At 37.9% G+C, this 14,657-nt stretch carries 16 protein-coding genes; 7 read left to right on the forward strand and 9 right to left on the reverse strand.

Going from position 1 to position 14,657, the window contains the following annotated elements; all coding sequences use genetic code 11:
- Positions 1 to 37 precede the first annotated feature (37 nt).
- The 3 genes from ABD769_RS21850 to ABD769_RS21860 all read left to right on the forward strand — a co-directional run bounded on the left by ABD769_RS21850 (position 38) and on the right by ABD769_RS21860 (position 3,087).
- Positions 38 to 1,021 (forward strand): M28 family peptidase, encoded by a 984-nt coding sequence (locus tag ABD769_RS21850; RefSeq protein WP_344853482.1) that lies wholly within the window; start codon positions 38 to 40, stop codon positions 1,019 to 1,021.
- A gap of 89 nt (positions 1,022 to 1,110) precedes the next feature.
- On the forward strand, positions 1,111 to 1,968 hold the full coding sequence (locus ABD769_RS21855; protein WP_344853483.1) for a nuclear transport factor 2 family protein: 858 nt from the start codon (positions 1,111 to 1,113) through the stop codon (positions 1,966 to 1,968).
- Between the two features lie 231 nt (positions 1,969 to 2,199).
- Complete coding sequence (locus tag ABD769_RS21860; protein ID WP_344853484.1) at positions 2,200 to 3,087, forward strand: glycerophosphodiester phosphodiesterase family protein; 888 nt, start codon at positions 2,200 to 2,202, stop codon at positions 3,085 to 3,087.
- Positions 3,088 to 3,290: 203 nt separating this feature from the next.
- Here ABD769_RS21860 and ABD769_RS21865 read toward each other — a convergent pair whose 3' ends face one another.
- The 6 genes from ABD769_RS21865 to ABD769_RS21890 all read right to left on the reverse strand — a co-directional run bounded on the left by ABD769_RS21865 (position 3,291) and on the right by ABD769_RS21890 (position 8,057).
- A complete protein-coding gene (locus ABD769_RS21865; protein ID WP_025144195.1) occupies positions 3,291 to 3,482 on the reverse strand; it encodes a hypothetical protein in 192 nt (63 codons plus the stop codon).
- Between the two features lie 117 nt (positions 3,483 to 3,599).
- Positions 3,600 to 4,121 (reverse strand): tetratricopeptide repeat protein, encoded by a 522-nt coding sequence (locus tag ABD769_RS21870; protein ID WP_344853485.1) that lies wholly within the window; start codon positions 4,119 to 4,121, stop codon positions 3,600 to 3,602.
- Positions 4,122 to 4,379: 258 nt separating this feature from the next.
- Positions 4,380 to 4,865 carry a DinB family protein gene (locus tag ABD769_RS21875; protein ID WP_344853486.1) on the reverse strand — a complete coding sequence of 162 codons (486 nt, stop codon included), beginning with the start codon at positions 4,863 to 4,865 and terminating at the stop codon, positions 4,380 to 4,382.
- A 284-nt stretch (positions 4,866 to 5,149) separates the two neighbouring features.
- A complete protein-coding gene (locus tag ABD769_RS21880; RefSeq protein WP_315422465.1) occupies positions 5,150 to 6,112 on the reverse strand; it encodes an AAA family ATPase in 963 nt (320 codons plus the stop codon).
- A gap of 5 nt (positions 6,113 to 6,117) precedes the next feature.
- A complete protein-coding gene (locus tag ABD769_RS21885; protein ID WP_344853487.1) occupies positions 6,118 to 7,476 on the reverse strand; it encodes a peptidylprolyl isomerase in 1,359 nt (452 codons plus the stop codon).
- A 56-nt stretch (positions 7,477 to 7,532) separates the two neighbouring features.
- Positions 7,533 to 8,057: a hypothetical protein gene (locus ABD769_RS21890; RefSeq protein ID WP_344853488.1), complete on the reverse strand. Its 525-nt coding sequence runs from the start codon at positions 8,055 to 8,057 to the stop codon at positions 7,533 to 7,535.
- 167 nt (positions 8,058 to 8,224) lie between these two features.
- Here ABD769_RS21890 and ABD769_RS21895 point away from each other — a divergent pair, with 167 nt between their 5' ends.
- Both ABD769_RS21895 and ABD769_RS21900 read left to right on the forward strand, forming a co-directional pair.
- Complete coding sequence (locus tag ABD769_RS21895) at positions 8,225 to 8,878, forward strand: hypothetical protein (RefSeq protein ID WP_344853489.1); 654 nt, start codon at positions 8,225 to 8,227, stop codon at positions 8,876 to 8,878.
- A 163-nt stretch (positions 8,879 to 9,041) separates the two neighbouring features.
- The gene (locus ABD769_RS21900) at positions 9,042 to 9,614 is read left to right on the forward strand and encodes a non-canonical purine NTP diphosphatase (RefSeq protein WP_344853490.1); all 573 of its coding nucleotides are present in this window, start codon (positions 9,042 to 9,044) and stop codon (positions 9,612 to 9,614) included.
- 4 nt (positions 9,615 to 9,618) lie between these two features.
- Here the strand turns inward: ABD769_RS21900 and ABD769_RS21905 are convergent, their stop codons facing one another.
- The 3 genes from ABD769_RS21905 to ABD769_RS21915 form a co-directional block, all read right to left on the reverse strand.
- Complete coding sequence (locus tag ABD769_RS21905) at positions 9,619 to 9,921, reverse strand: type II toxin-antitoxin system RelE/ParE family toxin (RefSeq protein WP_344853491.1); 303 nt, start codon at positions 9,919 to 9,921, stop codon at positions 9,619 to 9,621.
- Complete coding sequence (locus ABD769_RS21910; RefSeq protein ID WP_344853492.1) at positions 9,921 to 10,142, reverse strand: hypothetical protein; 222 nt, start codon at positions 10,140 to 10,142, stop codon at positions 9,921 to 9,923. The genes ABD769_RS21905 and ABD769_RS21910 overlap by 1 nt, the downstream gene beginning before the upstream one ends.
- A 131-nt stretch (positions 10,143 to 10,273) precedes the next feature.
- On the reverse strand, positions 10,274 to 12,697 hold the full coding sequence (locus ABD769_RS21915) for an OstA-like protein (protein ID WP_344853493.1): 2,424 nt from the start codon (positions 12,695 to 12,697) through the stop codon (positions 10,274 to 10,276).
- Positions 12,698 to 12,762: 65 nt separating this feature from the next.
- Between ABD769_RS21915 and tilS the strand changes: the two genes are divergently transcribed.
- Entirely contained in the window at positions 12,763 to 14,094 is a 1,332-nt protein-coding gene (gene tilS, locus ABD769_RS21920) for a tRNA lysidine(34) synthetase TilS (RefSeq protein ID WP_344853495.1), read from the forward strand.
- Positions 14,095 to 14,583, forward strand: coding sequence for a hypothetical protein (locus ABD769_RS21925; protein ID WP_344853496.1), 489 nt, complete (start codon positions 14,095 to 14,097; stop codon positions 14,581 to 14,583).
- Positions 14,584 to 14,657 lie beyond the last annotated feature (74 nt).

Raw genomic sequence — 14,657 nt, forward strand, 5'->3', positions numbered from 1 at the left:
CTTAGACTACTTTAAATAATTTTCCGTTAGAATAACAATGAATAAAAAATTATTGATACTCCCGCTCCTGGCATTAATCGGACTGGAGGCCTGCCAAAATAAAACAAAACAAAGTGATGCTGAAAATGGAGAACAGACTAGCGTAAAATTATCATCCCCCGATTTTAATGCGGATAGTGCCTATGCCTATACTAAAACACAAGTTGATTTCGGTCCACGGATTCCGGGTACTGCTGCACATCAGAAATGCGCAGATTATCTGGTTGCCAAATTAAAATCCTTCGGTGCTGAAGTGAGTGTACAGGGAGTGCAAACAAAAACTTATGATGGTAAAAGTTTTCAGTTAAAAAATATTGTTGCCGCTTTTAATCCGGGTAAAAAAGACAGGGTTTTAATTACAGCCCATTGGGATGCGCGCCCTTTTTCTGATCAGGATGCCGATCCGGCAAATCATACCAAAGCATTTGATGCAGCCAACGATGGCGCCAGCGGTGTAGCGGTTATTTTAGAAATGGCGCGCCAGATTCAGCAAAAACAGCCCAATGTTGGGGTAGATTTCGTACTCTGGGATTTAGAAGATTATGGCAAGGCAAATGATGAAACACCCGACGAAACCACCTGGTGTTTAGGTTCTCAATATTGGGCCAGAAAGGCAATTGCTTCAGGCTATAAAGCTTTGTACGGCATTAACCTGGACATGGTTGGTGGTGGCAATGCCCAATTTACCCAGGATGAAATTTCGCGCCAGGCTGCCCTAACGGTGGCCGATAAGGTTTGGGATATCGGGAATGAGATTGGTTACTCTTCTTATTTCACCAAAATTCCGAGCGGAAAACTGGTAGATGATCATTTCTGGATGAATAAGGCAGGCGTTCCTTCTATCGATATTATTCATTATAACGACAACAGTGGCTTTTACATCAACTGGCACACCCAACTGGATAATTTAGCAAATATTGACAAAAATACATTAAAAGCCACAGGACAAACGGTTTTAGAAACCATTTACAGAGAAAAATAAATGGCAATAATGTGTAATTGTTAATTATTTTTAAGACCATACAACAAAGAAACTTTTATATTCGCCAAATAATATTATCTAAACTAATAATGAAACAATTATTTTCAACTGCAATAGCTTCGCTTTTAGCCTTAGGTGCTTTTGCCCAAAAGAGTGACGGGACAACCAAATCTTTAGTAAATGCTGAAAAGGATTTCGCTAAGTCGATTGCCAAAAATGGAGATAAAGAAGCATATCTGGATTATTCATCCCCTAATACATTAGTATTCAGACCAAATCCTGTTAATTCAAAAACTTTTTACACTGGAAAGTCAGGTGCTGAAAAAGATGTAACCTGGACGCCAAATCTGGCAAAAGTATCTCGCAGCGGTGATTTAGGTTTTACTACAGGTCCGTACGAAATCGGAACTTCGGAAAAAAAATATGGTCAGTACCTTTCGATCTGGAAACCGGAAAACGGAAGATGGAAATTAGCAATTGATTTAGGTACGGAAAGCAATAAACCTTTGGCCAGTGTTACGCCATCGTTTGTGGAGCCAAAAGATCATGTTGCGCCAAAATTCTTAAACGAAAGAGAAATTAAAGCGGGTAAAGATATTATCTTAACAACCGAAAAAACATTAAACACTTTACTTAAAACGCACGGAATTGCAGCATTTGGTGGTTTTTTAACCAGTGATGCACGTTTGCTTTTCCCGGGTAATGAAGCCATTGATGGAAAAGGAAAAATTATTGCGTTTTATAACGGTATGATCAGCAAAATTAATTTAAAAACTACTGGCGTTGATAAAGCTATCGGTAGCGATTTAGCTTATACCTATGGTGTAGCAACTATCGATTATAAAGCTGATTTGCGCGAAAGTTTTAACTACGTTTTTGTTTACGAAAAAGCAGCAGATGCCAGCTGGAACTTAATAGTACAGGCTTTTGTACCTGCGGAAAGATAAAGCAACAATGTGAATTAAAGAGGGCTATCGATAAAAAGAGGCCCTTTTTTTATGTCGGCATTTTGCATTTACCTGCACAACCATTCGGGTTTAGCCCCGATTGAAGCGGTATCCTTGCAGCGCAGCAAAAAGATATAGCGCAAAGCGGGAACAAACATTAAAAACAGCACAATTTTTGCGCTTCAAAAAAAATAATGACAAATAACACAGCCTATTTCACATTTAAAACCCATGCATAAAAAATTACTTCTATCCGTTACGCTCGCTTTATTCTTTTTTAATGTTTCGGCCCAAAAGAAAAAATTCGATATACAAGGGAAAGCCGGCGCAAGGGGAATCATGCCCGAAAATACCATCGAAGGTATGCTGAAAGCCTTAGATTTAGGCGTTACTACCCTGGAAATGGACGCCGTGATATCAAAAGATAAACAGGTGGTACTTTCGCAGGAGCCTTATTTTAACAACGAAATTTCGCTGCAGCCGAATGGTAAAGCGATAACCCTGAAAGACCAGAAAAATTTCAACATTTATAAAATGGACTACGAGCAGGTGAAAAAGTTCGATGTAGGCAGTAAAGTGCACAGTCGTTTTCCGGGACAGATGAAATTTAAGGCTTATAAACCCCTGCTTTCGGAAACCATAGATGCTGCCGAAGCTTATGTGAAAGAACACAAACTGGCTAAGCCGATGTACAGTATTGAAACCAAAACGATTAAAAATGGCGATAATGAATTCCATCCTGAGCCCGCAGAGTTTGTAGATCTGATTATGGAGGTAATTAATGCTAAAAAGTTAAGTAAAAGGGTCATAATCGAATCGTTTGATATGCGTACGCTTCAATATCTGCATGAGAAATACCCTAAAGTACAAACTTCTTTACTGATTGATGAGAAAGAGCCTTTTGAAGATTATATTGAAAAATTAGGTTTTAAACCAACCATTTATAGTCCTTATTCCGTTCTTGTTGGTAAAGGGCTGGTAGACCGCTGCCATGACATGGGGATTAAAATTATTCCATGGACGGTGAATACGGTTAAAGAGCTTAAATATTTTATGGATTTAGGTGTAGATGGCGTGCTTACCGATTACCCTAATATTATGAGCCAGTTGGATAACTAAGCTAATCACTGGTGTCTCATCGACCGAAATAAAACAGCATTTAAAATGCCGTGCTATTACACGCTCGTTTGGAAACGAGCGTGAGCAACTCAAATTTAACCTATCGGCTGGTGTCTCACCGACCGAAATGAAAAGAAAGAAAACATAATAAACAAAAAAAGCGCTGAAAATCAGCGCTTTTTTTGTTTGATCTTTACTAATGCCTAGTGGTGCGATTCAGGCGCTTCTGTATGGTGTGCTTCAGTTTTTTCGTGTGAAGAAGTTTCTTCACCATGGTGAAAAATTGGTCTTGTGAAAGCCACAAGCAGGATTAAAACAATAATCCAGGCCGTTAATGGTAATGCCCAAATGCCTTTAGTTTGCTGAACTGGCGCGTGTGAATCGTGAGCTGACATATCGAATATTTTTGATTTAAGAATTTATGCTTTGTAATTGTGTGGTAAAGATAATAACAAAATTAAAATAAAAAGATAAAATGCCGATTAATGCAAAAGGATAAAAGGCTTAGCCCTTTATCCCTGTAAATCATAAATCATTTTTTTGGTGCTGTTCATTTTGCTTTTAATGCGGTTCTGATGTTCAAGTAAAGCACTGTGTTCATCCTGAACGGCATTAAAGAGTTCTGCTTTTTTAAAATAGTTCGCGGCTTCTGTAAAATTCTGTTGCTGCTCGGCATGTAAACCTAGACTTTCATAAATATGGGCTTCGCAAACACCTGCAACACTTAAAGCTTTATCAGCGATTTGTTTTACCAGTTTATGCATTTTGAGGGTAATTACCAGCTTCAAATAAGGCTCGTACACATCCGGAAAATCCGCATCGAGTTCGGTGCAGCGTTTGTAATAATAACCAGCAGTTTTGTAATCTTTAAAACGCTCATGATAAATATCTCCCAATTGAAAATAACCCCTGGCGTAATCAGGATCGAAGGCAATGAGCTCATTAAAATACTGAAGTGCTTTAGGCAGCTCGCCCCAATGCAATTCTTCAATGGCCTGCAGATATTTTTCTTCTGCAGTAGTATAAATGTCCATAACGGATATCATTAATTTGTTAAGCGGTATTTTGCTTAGCAAATGGGTAATTAATTGATTTTTTAAATTTTGGTTTTATGCTATGATGGCAAAAACGCTAAGGGTTGGGAAGGAAATTTAAATTAATACCCAAACCCTTTATGCCACAGGACGGGCTAAAGTGCGATTTTTGGATATGTAATTGACGTAGCATTGCTGTAAATTTGATGCAAAGATATTTATTTTCAACAAATTGCAAATTATTTTTTTTTCAACCAATCAGCTTTTCATATTAACAAGCGCATTTTTAATCTGCCGCCGGTGCCTTAAAATATGAACAATGGCATGTTCGAGCATCTGTTCTACATCATACTGTTGCCCCCACCTGGTATTGATTTTTTTGGATTGATCGAACTCCTCCATTGTAATATTGGGATTTCTGATAAAAAAATCCTCATTATATTTATATGCTTCCCGAAGTCTTGCAATATAAGGCGCCACCTGATCAAATTGTAGGCGCTCTGGCCTGATAGTTTCCAATCCAATGGAGTTTTCGATGTAAACCGCATAACTGAACATTGAAGCGTTAACATGCGTTAAAATGGTCTGGATTGAGGTGCAATCAGGATTTGAACTCTTTGGCTCGATAGTTTGTATTAGCTGCTGCTGGCTGATTGGCTTAATTATTTCAATCAGCTCATCAACCGCTTTTTTATATTCATCCATAAGTGCAGCAATTGCACCAGTAAAGTTATTGGCTTCCATCGTTAAACAAATGTAATTGTTTGCCTGAGACTTTTATGTTGGTCGGGATTTGTAATCCCGACCGGTGTATAAAAGGATTTCAAATCCTTAGTTCGTTAGACGGGATTACAAATCCCGACTAACGGAATAATTTATTCGCATAAAAATCAATATGAGCGACAGACACGTTAACGTAAATAACTCCTAAAAGTTACCGTCATTTCGAGCGGAGCACAGCGAAGTCGAGAAATCTATCTTGATAGATCTCTCCGTTTCATTGCGTTTCAGTCGAGATGACGATTCTATTACAATAAATCTTTAATGATTTTTTCGATTGATAAACCTTCGGCTTCGGCCCTGTAATTACGCACAATACGGTGACGTAAGATAGGTTCTGCTACGGCTTTTACATCTTCAATATCAGGAGAATATTTTCCGGTAACTGCTGCGTGGCATTTTGCGCCCAGCACTAAAAATTGCGAAGCACGCGGACCTGCACCCCAGCTAATGTATTTATTCACAGCATCGGTAGCAAATTCGCTATTTGGACGGGTTTTAGCAGCCAGCTTAACGGCATATTCCAAAACATTATCTGTAATGGGAATATCGCGGATCAGTTTCTGGAAATATTGGATATCATCTGCATGGATAATTTTCTGCAGCTGCGTAGTTTTGTTACTGGTGGTATTTTTAACAATGTTCAGTTCATCTGCAAAAGCAGGATAATTTAACTGAATATTGAACATGAAACGATCCAGTTGAGCCTCGGGTAAAGGGTAAGTCCCTTCCTGCTCAATCGGGTTTTGTGTAGCCAGAACAAAAAATGGTTTTGGCAAAGTATGGGTTTGGCCGGCGGCGGTTACCGATTTCTCCTGCATGGCTTCTAACAATGCAGCCTGTGTTTTTGGAGGAGTACGGTTAATCTCATCAGCGAGGATAATATTAGAAAAAACAGGCCCTTTAATAAATTTAAAGTGCCTGTCTTCTCCTAAAATCTCTGCACCGATAATATCGCTCGGCATTAAATCGGGTGTAAACTGGATTCTGTTGAAATCGAGGTCTAAAACAGAAGCCACAGTTTGTACAAGTAAAGTTTTGGCTAATCCGGGTACGCCGACCAACAGACAATGTCCGTTACTGAAAATGGCGATTAAAACAGATTTTATGATGTCATCCTGTCCAACTACTACCTTACTTATTTCGGCTTTAATGTTGTTGAAAGATTGGTGAAGTGCATCAACAGCTTCTACTTCGTTCTTATACTGCATTGGTGTTATTTTGCGGCTGTGGTTTTAGTCCAGATTTTTAATTCATCACAGGTATTAAATTCGTCGTCGATTTTGATATAAGTGCTTTCGCGACGTTTCTCAAACCATTCGCTTAAAGTACGATTAATTTTATCACTTTGTGCAGCATCCCTGATTTTTGGAAAATCCTGTTTCAGGTTTGCTTTGTGTGGCGGAATTTTAGATTTTAAATAAAGAATGCGGTAACCTTGTTTTCCATCAGGAGCTGTAAATAAATCAGGTTTAGAAACACCTCCAATTTTCATGCTATCGATTACCAAAAACACAGATGGATCTAATTTATCAACCGGAATAAAAGTACTTCTTGCCTGAACGTTTTCGGCATTAAGCATCATACCACCATTGTATTTGGTTTCTTTATTATCTGAATACAGGTTAGCAGCAGCCGCAAAACTTATTTTTTTACCGATAATGTTATTGTAGATACTATCTGCGTGAAGTTTTAAACGTGTTAAACTTTCTGGTGTGGTTTTAGGCATAATTAAAATGTGCCTTACGTGCACCTGCTCGCCCCTGCGCTCTAATACCTGTAAAAAGTGAAAACCGTAATCTGTTTCGAAAACCGGTGAAATTTCACCAGCCTTCAATTTAAAAGCCCATGCGGTAAATTCTTTAACCATGGTGTTTCTATCGATAAAACCATAATCACCACCGTCGGCAGCAGAACCCGGATCTTCCGAATAGGTTTTAGCCAATACGCCCATATCTTCGCCTGCTTTAACCCTTAAACGCAGCGCTTCGATTTTATCGCGGAATTTTTGTTTCTCGGCCCTGGTTAACTGAGGATTTAAAATCACCTCACCAACTTCTACTTCAGTGTTAAATTCGGGAATGCTATCGCCCAATGATTTGAAATATTTTTCAACCTCCATTGGGGTAACGTTGATGTTTTCGGTAATTTTTTGCTGCATTTTCTGTGCAATCAATTCATCTTTTACCGATGGTCTGATTTCATCCTTATATTGCAGAACCGATTTGTTCAAAAACTGTTCTAAACGCTCTTGTCCACCCGCACGCTGCATACTGTAACGCATGCGTTTATTTACCTCATCATCAACCGCGCCATCTTCTACCATTACCGAATCGATTTCGGCCTGTTGTTTAAGGAGTTTCTGGGTTAAGGTTTGCTGTAAAATTTTACATTTAATCTCATCATTGGCCGGGTTACCCTGATAAAGGTATTGGGTGTATTGTTGGTTTAAATCCGATAGCAGGATAATGTTATTTCCTACCACAGCAGCAACTTTATCTACAGTATGCTTTTGCGCATAACTGTTTAAAAACAGGCAAATTAAAGCGGTTGCTACTAAAAAAACTTTCTTCATTCTATTTGTTATATTTTGCAAATTTAATATTTATGCTCACTCTAAATCAATTCTGGTTATGGCTTAGCAAGCTTTTTAAGCTCATTATCGTTAATCTTAACCTGATATTTTTGTTTAAGGCTTTTCAGCCATTTATCCTCTAAACTCAGCTGATAATCGGCAATTACCTCGCCCCTAACTTCGCTCAGGGGTTTGTTATAGTTTTGTTGGTTTTTATTGTAAAAATCATTTATCGCCTGGTCATCTTCCTGTGCCTTGTTCCAGATTTTTTGTTCCGAAACGTTAAACATTAAAACACCTTCGCGGTATTCATTTAATAAAAAATCGCGGTCTTTATTACTACCACCAACTTTTTTATGCGTTATTAATGCGTCCTCATATGTTTTAACTTCTTCCTGATAGCTGGCACTTTTATCCAGTCCCATATCGCGGGCATCCAAAACTTTGAGTTTAAAATTTATATACAGGTTTAAATAAGCTTGTAAGGTATCGTAAGCAGCACTGATGTTTCCATTGTGGCTTTTTTTGTATGCCCACATAAACTCCCTGGCACTGATTGATTTACCATTTACAACAGCCACGTTTTGTGCAAACGACAGGCTATAAATAAAGCTAAAAATAAATAGGCAGTAAGCTTTCCTCACACAGAGCACTCTATAAATTTTAAGGGATAAAAGTAACAATTAGCGACGCTATTATAAGATATTTAACTAATTTTAACAGAAATTATTATCCTACAAAAATACGAATGGAAAACCAGGTTACCAACAATGCAAACGCTTTACGTTTATTTTTTACTGACGAAGTTTTCGTGGTGAAGGATGAAAGTGTAGAAATTCGGCCTTTGCGCAATCCTGAGCCAGTTTTTTTTTCGGAAAAAGTTTCTGTTGTTGAAGAAAAAGAAACGGTTTTAAAGGCAGAAACCATTCAAATTCCGGCAATTAAACCTACAGAAACACCAAAAGTTTATCCACAAGCTCCTGAAATTCCGCCTATTGTGGCCGAACCACTACCTGAAAAAACGTTTAAATTTTTAGGTGGAAATAAAAAATCGGTACTGATATTGGTAAATGATCAGCAGCATGATGTAAGTACGGAACAAGGCAGGGAACTGCTTCGTAAAATTGTAAAAGCGGTTGATCTGGGTACACCTGATTTTGCAGTACTAAACTATGCAAATTACAAAGGAACAGAATATGTAGAACTGCACCGCTTTTTTAAACCCGTTATCATGTTATCGTTCGGGGTAGAAATTGCAGAACTAAAATTAAACCTCACCTGGCAGAACGAAATTATCATACACGAAAGCACCAAAATCATCTTTGCACCAAACCTTCATCATCTGGATAGTGATTTAACTGCGAAGAAAACGCTTTGGGGCCACCTGCAGAAAATTAAATAGCTTGGGAATGGAGTATAAAGTAGTATAAAGTCATTATTACCAGTCTATTAGCATCAAGTATCAAGATGTGGTATCATAGCCTTTACGTGGAAACCTAACCTTTCAACATTCCAACTTTTCAACATTTCAACTTTTTAACCTTCCAACCATCCAACATTTTAAAATGAAAAAACTCGTTTTTGCCACCAACAATCAACACAAAACAGAAGAAATACGCGCTGCACTTGAAGGTAAATATGAAGTACTGAACCTGGAAGACATTGGCTGTTTTGTTGACATACCTGAAACGGCAGATACTTTTGAAGGTAATGCAAGTTTAAAAAGCGGTTACGTGGTAGAAAATTTCAATTTAGACTGTTTTGCAGATGATAGCGGTTTGGAAGTAGCGGCCTTAAATAACGAACCGGGTGTGTACTCTGCAAGGTATTCGGGAAGTCGCGACAGCGCAGAAAACATTCAGCTTGTTTTAAAAAAACTTGAAGGAAACAGCAACAGGAGAGCCAGGTTTAAAACGGTAATTTCACTGATGCAGAATGGCGAGAATCATATTTTTGAAGGTGTTATTGAAGGAACCATCAGAACCACATTATCTGGTTCGAAGGGTTTTGGTTATGATCCAATTTTTCAACCGGACGGCTATGATATCACCTTTGCTGAAATGGATATGGCAGAGAAAAACAAAATCAGCCACAGGGCCATTGCACTAAAGAAAATGATTGATTTTTTAAGGGGATAGAATATTATAGAAATTTTTTTTTCTTTTTTCCACTTTGTCGATTGTCGATAAAAGTTACAATTTCTAAAATTTTTGTTCTCGGTTTAATCCTGTAAACAACAGATATATGGGGAATAATGACACCTATATGGGTATTCTTTGTTTTATATGTTTTTCTAGAAATAAAAGGTTCTTTAGACAGTGTTTCGAGGTAGTTAAATACCCTTGTAACAAACTTTTTCACCTCAACATCTGTCCAATTTTCTTTTAGATAATCAATATTTTTCTGAAAAGTTTCACCCGCCCTTTTAGACCATATAATATCCATTACATCTCAAATCTGCTTTTCGCCTCTTCATGGCTAAAACTTTCTCCACGATCCAGTTGATTAATTCCTTCCATAACATCATTTTGCTGGCTGCTATTTAATCCATCAAACCAATCAAAATCTCTTGCAGTGATTAAAGATTTGATATCTCTGATCAAACTCTCATCATCAGAGTTGATAATCTGCTGAAGTACATTTAATTTTTCTGATTGTAAATCCATAAATAAATTTAAACATTAATTTGCCGAATAACAACTACATTTTACCAGTTGGGGAGAAATCTGCATACTTAAATTTTTCTTTTAGATTTCTCCATTTCACTGCGTTCCAGTCGAAATGACGACAATACTAATTACATTTTACCAGCTGGCTTTTTTACCTGTAAAGTATCTTTTTTCACCTGAACACTATCCTTTTTTGGTAAAATGGGTTTAATACCAAAGTTAGCGGTATCTGCCTGCTTGCTAACCGGCAGTTTCTTATCCACATTTAAACTGTCTTTTCCCGGTACAATTTTTGGTTTAGCAATAGGCACGTTACTGGCAGATTTACCTGCCGGAACAGCTGTTTTTGCACCTGCAACAACAGGTTTACCTGCCACGGTTTTTGCTTTTGCCTTGGGCTTAGGCTTCCCTGACGAACCAATGGCATCTTTCTTTGATTTTGGCCGCTCGCTAGGTTTCCACGAAAAACCCTTTAAAGCATGATCTTTTGCTATGGTATTTTCAGGGTTTAGTGCACCTTCAACCCCTTTGATGTACACGATATCTTCAATTGCATTTTCCGTATTCTTAAAAATAAACTTGATCCTGCTGCTTAGCGTTTGGTTCATTTCTTTGTACACTTTTGTACTGTCATCCTGGGTATAATAAATACTTTCGGCGTTTCCATCTACATAAAGATTCTTCAATTTTCCGTTATAAAAGAAACCAGTCATTAACCTTCCTTTTATTTGGTTAAATCTTAACGAATCTTTTGGTGTATTAACCAGAAATGCATTTTTAATAGCCTGTAAATTATTCAGCTTTTTGTTTTTGAACTGCACATAAATGGTATCGCCTACCTGTTGCGAGCCTTCCGACCAGATAATCGGGTTACTGTAACAGCGTAAGGTAGAATCGGCACTGGTATAAAAAAGACTATCGGTTTTGGCCTGAATATTTGTTTTAAAGATTTTAACACCATGGTAAGCCTTAATAATACGCGCCTGAACAGTATCAGCAGGGTTAAACTTAGCAGTATCGGTCGCTTTGCCAGGCTTTAGATTTCCAATCGCTTTTGTTAAACTGTCTTTAATGCCAGATTTAGTTACCTTATTTTGCAGACTATCAATTTTTGTTTTTGAAACATCCTTAGTAATCAGCGCTGATTTGTTTGTAATCTTTTTCTGCATGCTGTCGATCTTCGTTTTTGAAAGATCTTTTACATTTAAGCCGGTTTTATCCGTTATTTTCTTTTGCAGGCTATCTGTTTTAAGCTTAGGCAGGTTTTTAATCAAAGAATCGGCCTTGTTTTTTAACACATTACTCTTTTGCAGGCTATCGGGGTTAATGGTGGATAGCCCTCTGTTGAGTGAATCTACTTTCGATTTTAAACTATCGGTACTTTTATCTTTCAGGTTGAGCAAATCTTCCGTTTCAGCATCGCCTTTACCTTTTTTCTTTTTGTCTGCCCTTCGTTTACTCCTGTCTTCTTTTTGGGTAGGCTGGATTTCCGGTTTCACTTTTGGTTCTCCCTTTTCCTTTTTCCCACCGCCATCTTCATCGTCCTCTCCAACCTGGTTATCGGCTTTAATCGAAATTTTGGGAATCAGTTTTAAAGTTTTTTGCAATACCATTTGTGTTTCTAAGGTATCGGCACCCATCCATAAACTATCAGGCCTTTTTTTATTTTTCACCATTACCGAATCTTCAGTACCAATACCCAGATAGGCATTCCGGGTTACAAGCGTACGCTGATCAAGCTTATAATAATAACCTAAATCGCCGAACATTTTCATCTTATCCTTTGTGTCAGAAAAAACGATGTTTTTAACTGCCTTGCCAATTCCTTTTTTGCCGTAATAATATAAACTATCCCCTTTTAACGATCGTGTACCCTGTGTGTAAAGATTTTTCTTGCCGAAAAAAGCATCTTCCGTCATGGTATTATACTGGCCATTTTCTGTGTAGAGGTTATCGTCTTTTCCTTTGATGTTGGTTGGGCCATAAAAGAAAGTCCATTTACTTTGAGTGTTGTAACTCATTGTATCTGATTTAATTACCGATTGCGGCGTAACCACCACCACATCGTACCTAAAATAAGCATCGTTTGAATTACTAAAGTAATAGCCGTTTTTACTGGTGAGTGTTACTTCTTTGTTTACAATTTTACCGCCGCTGGTATAAGTGCCTATTTTGCTGAGTGTATTGTAATCTAAAATATTGGTGGTTAAAACTGATGTTGGATCGATCATCCTCACATTTCCCGTTAAATGCGCCTGCTTTTTATTTCCGTCGTATTCCAGCTGGTCTGAATAAATATCGGTGGTAAGCTGGTTGATGTGCACGTTTTTATAAGCTTCAAAATAATTCCGCTCGCTGTAAAACACAGCACTATCGCAGGCTAAAGTGGCGTTATCTTGCTGGAAAACAACAAAATTCAGATACGTCGCTTTCTTTTTAGTGTCACCTGAGATATGCCGGTAAGAAACAATCTTGATCTTCGAAGCGGGTTGCTGACCAAATAAAAATACCGGACTGATTAAAAGAAATAAAAAGACAAATAGTTTTTGCACACTACAAAGTTAGTTTTTTGTTCCGAACGTTCGGAATACCAGTTAAAATTAAATATTTTTGATGGATGTTACCCGTACAGCAATTTCAGGATTTTATTGAACAGCAGCAATTATTTGTTCAGGGTAACAGGATTCTTTTGGCCGTTAGCGGAGGCAAAGATTCGGTATTAATGTTGCATTTATTTAAAGCGATAGGCGTTGATGTTGGTGTTGCACATTGTAATTTTAATTTAAGAGCCGGTGAGGCACAACGTGATGAAAGTTTTGTTGCATTACTGGCCAAAAATTTAGGGTTACCTTTTTATGTAACGCATTTTGACACCAAAAAATATGCAGCTGAAAATAAAATTTCGACGCAGATGGCCGCCCGTGATCTCCGCTACCAATGGTTTGAAAAAATCAGGCTTTCAGAGCAGTACGATTACATTGCCTTAGCACAGCACCAGAATGATGCGGTTGAAACCGTATTGATTAACCTTACCCGTGGCACAGGAATTAGCGGATTGCATGGCATTTTGCCTAAGCGCGACCGGTTGATCAGGCCTTTGCTGTTCTTAAACCGGCAACAGATTGAAGAATTGGTGACCGACAACAACATCGATTTTGTGGAGGATAGCTCGAACGCCAGCACCCATTATACGCGGAATAAGATCAGGTTACAGGTTGTACCACATTTAAAGGAAATTAACCCAAACCTGGAAAAAACCTTTGCCGAAAATATTGCCCGTTTTGCTGAGATGGAGACTTTGTTAAATGTTCAGGTTCAAAAACTGGCAGATAAAATTTTAAACAAAAGGATTGATGGCATTTATATTCCTTTAGCAGAAATTACACGATTAAAACCTCAAAAGCTATTACTTTACGAATTGCTTAAGCCTTTTGGCTTTGGTGAGAATGTAATACAGGAAATTCTGGATAGTTTAAAGGCACTTAGCGGAACACATTTTTTTAGTTCAACCCATCAGGCCATTATCAATAGAAATGACCTGGTAATTGTTGAAAAAAGTGCTTCGGTTAATGCCAATCAGTTTATCCACCCGGCTACCGAAGGCATTGTTTTCGGAGATCACGAAATAGTATTAAAATTTACAGAAGAAATAAAATTCGAATCGAACCCGAATAAAGCCTATATAAATGCCGGTAAGTTAATTTTTCCATTGGTATTGAGGAACTGGCAAAACGGGGATAAATTTATCCCACTGGGTATGAGAAGCCTGAAAAAAGTAAGTGATTATTTTATTGACGGGAAAGTTCCGCTACATTTGAAAAGCACAACTCCAATTTTGGTAAATGGAAACGGCGAAATTGTTTGGATTGCAGGTATGCGACAGGATAACCGATATAAATTAACTACTGCAACAAAAAAAGTTGCTATATTCGAACTCAAAATTAAATAAGTGGAAAGCAGATACGCCTATATCGAAAAACAATACATCGGCCGCGATTATGTCCGCATTTTTATTCGGTTAATTATGGCTGCTTTCTGTTTTGCGGCCTACGTATATGAGCGCGACCGCGATAATACTCAGGACCTTTTTCTGGTGGTAGGCTTCGGGATTATTGGTGTTTCTATGCTCCTGTTATTTCTGATCCAGTATAAAATTGTTGTAGATAATGGCAGCATGGTACTGGATGGGCTCTGGACAACAAAACGCGTTAAAATAGATTTAAACAGCATTGTTGATGTGCGCAAGGCAACCTATAGCCGTTATTTTTTTAACAATCCTGTTTATAACCTCCATACCAAAGGCACTATCCGTTTTTACTCATCGGGTAAAGATGCGGTTGTATTAACCGATCGTGATGGTTTAGAATATTTCATAGGCACACAACGTCCTAATGAACTGTTTTTGGTGATCAAAGAGGAAATGAGAAACCTCAAATAGTCAATCTCTTTTTATTGGTAAAATCTCTACTTATTATCTAGTCTTTATTATTGCAATAGGCCGACACGCATTAT

Origin of the sequence: Pedobacter jeongneungensis, from assembly GCF_039538295.1 — a bacterium.
Classification (GTDB): Bacteria; Bacteroidota; Bacteroidia; order Sphingobacteriales; family Sphingobacteriaceae; genus Pedobacter; species Pedobacter jeongneungensis.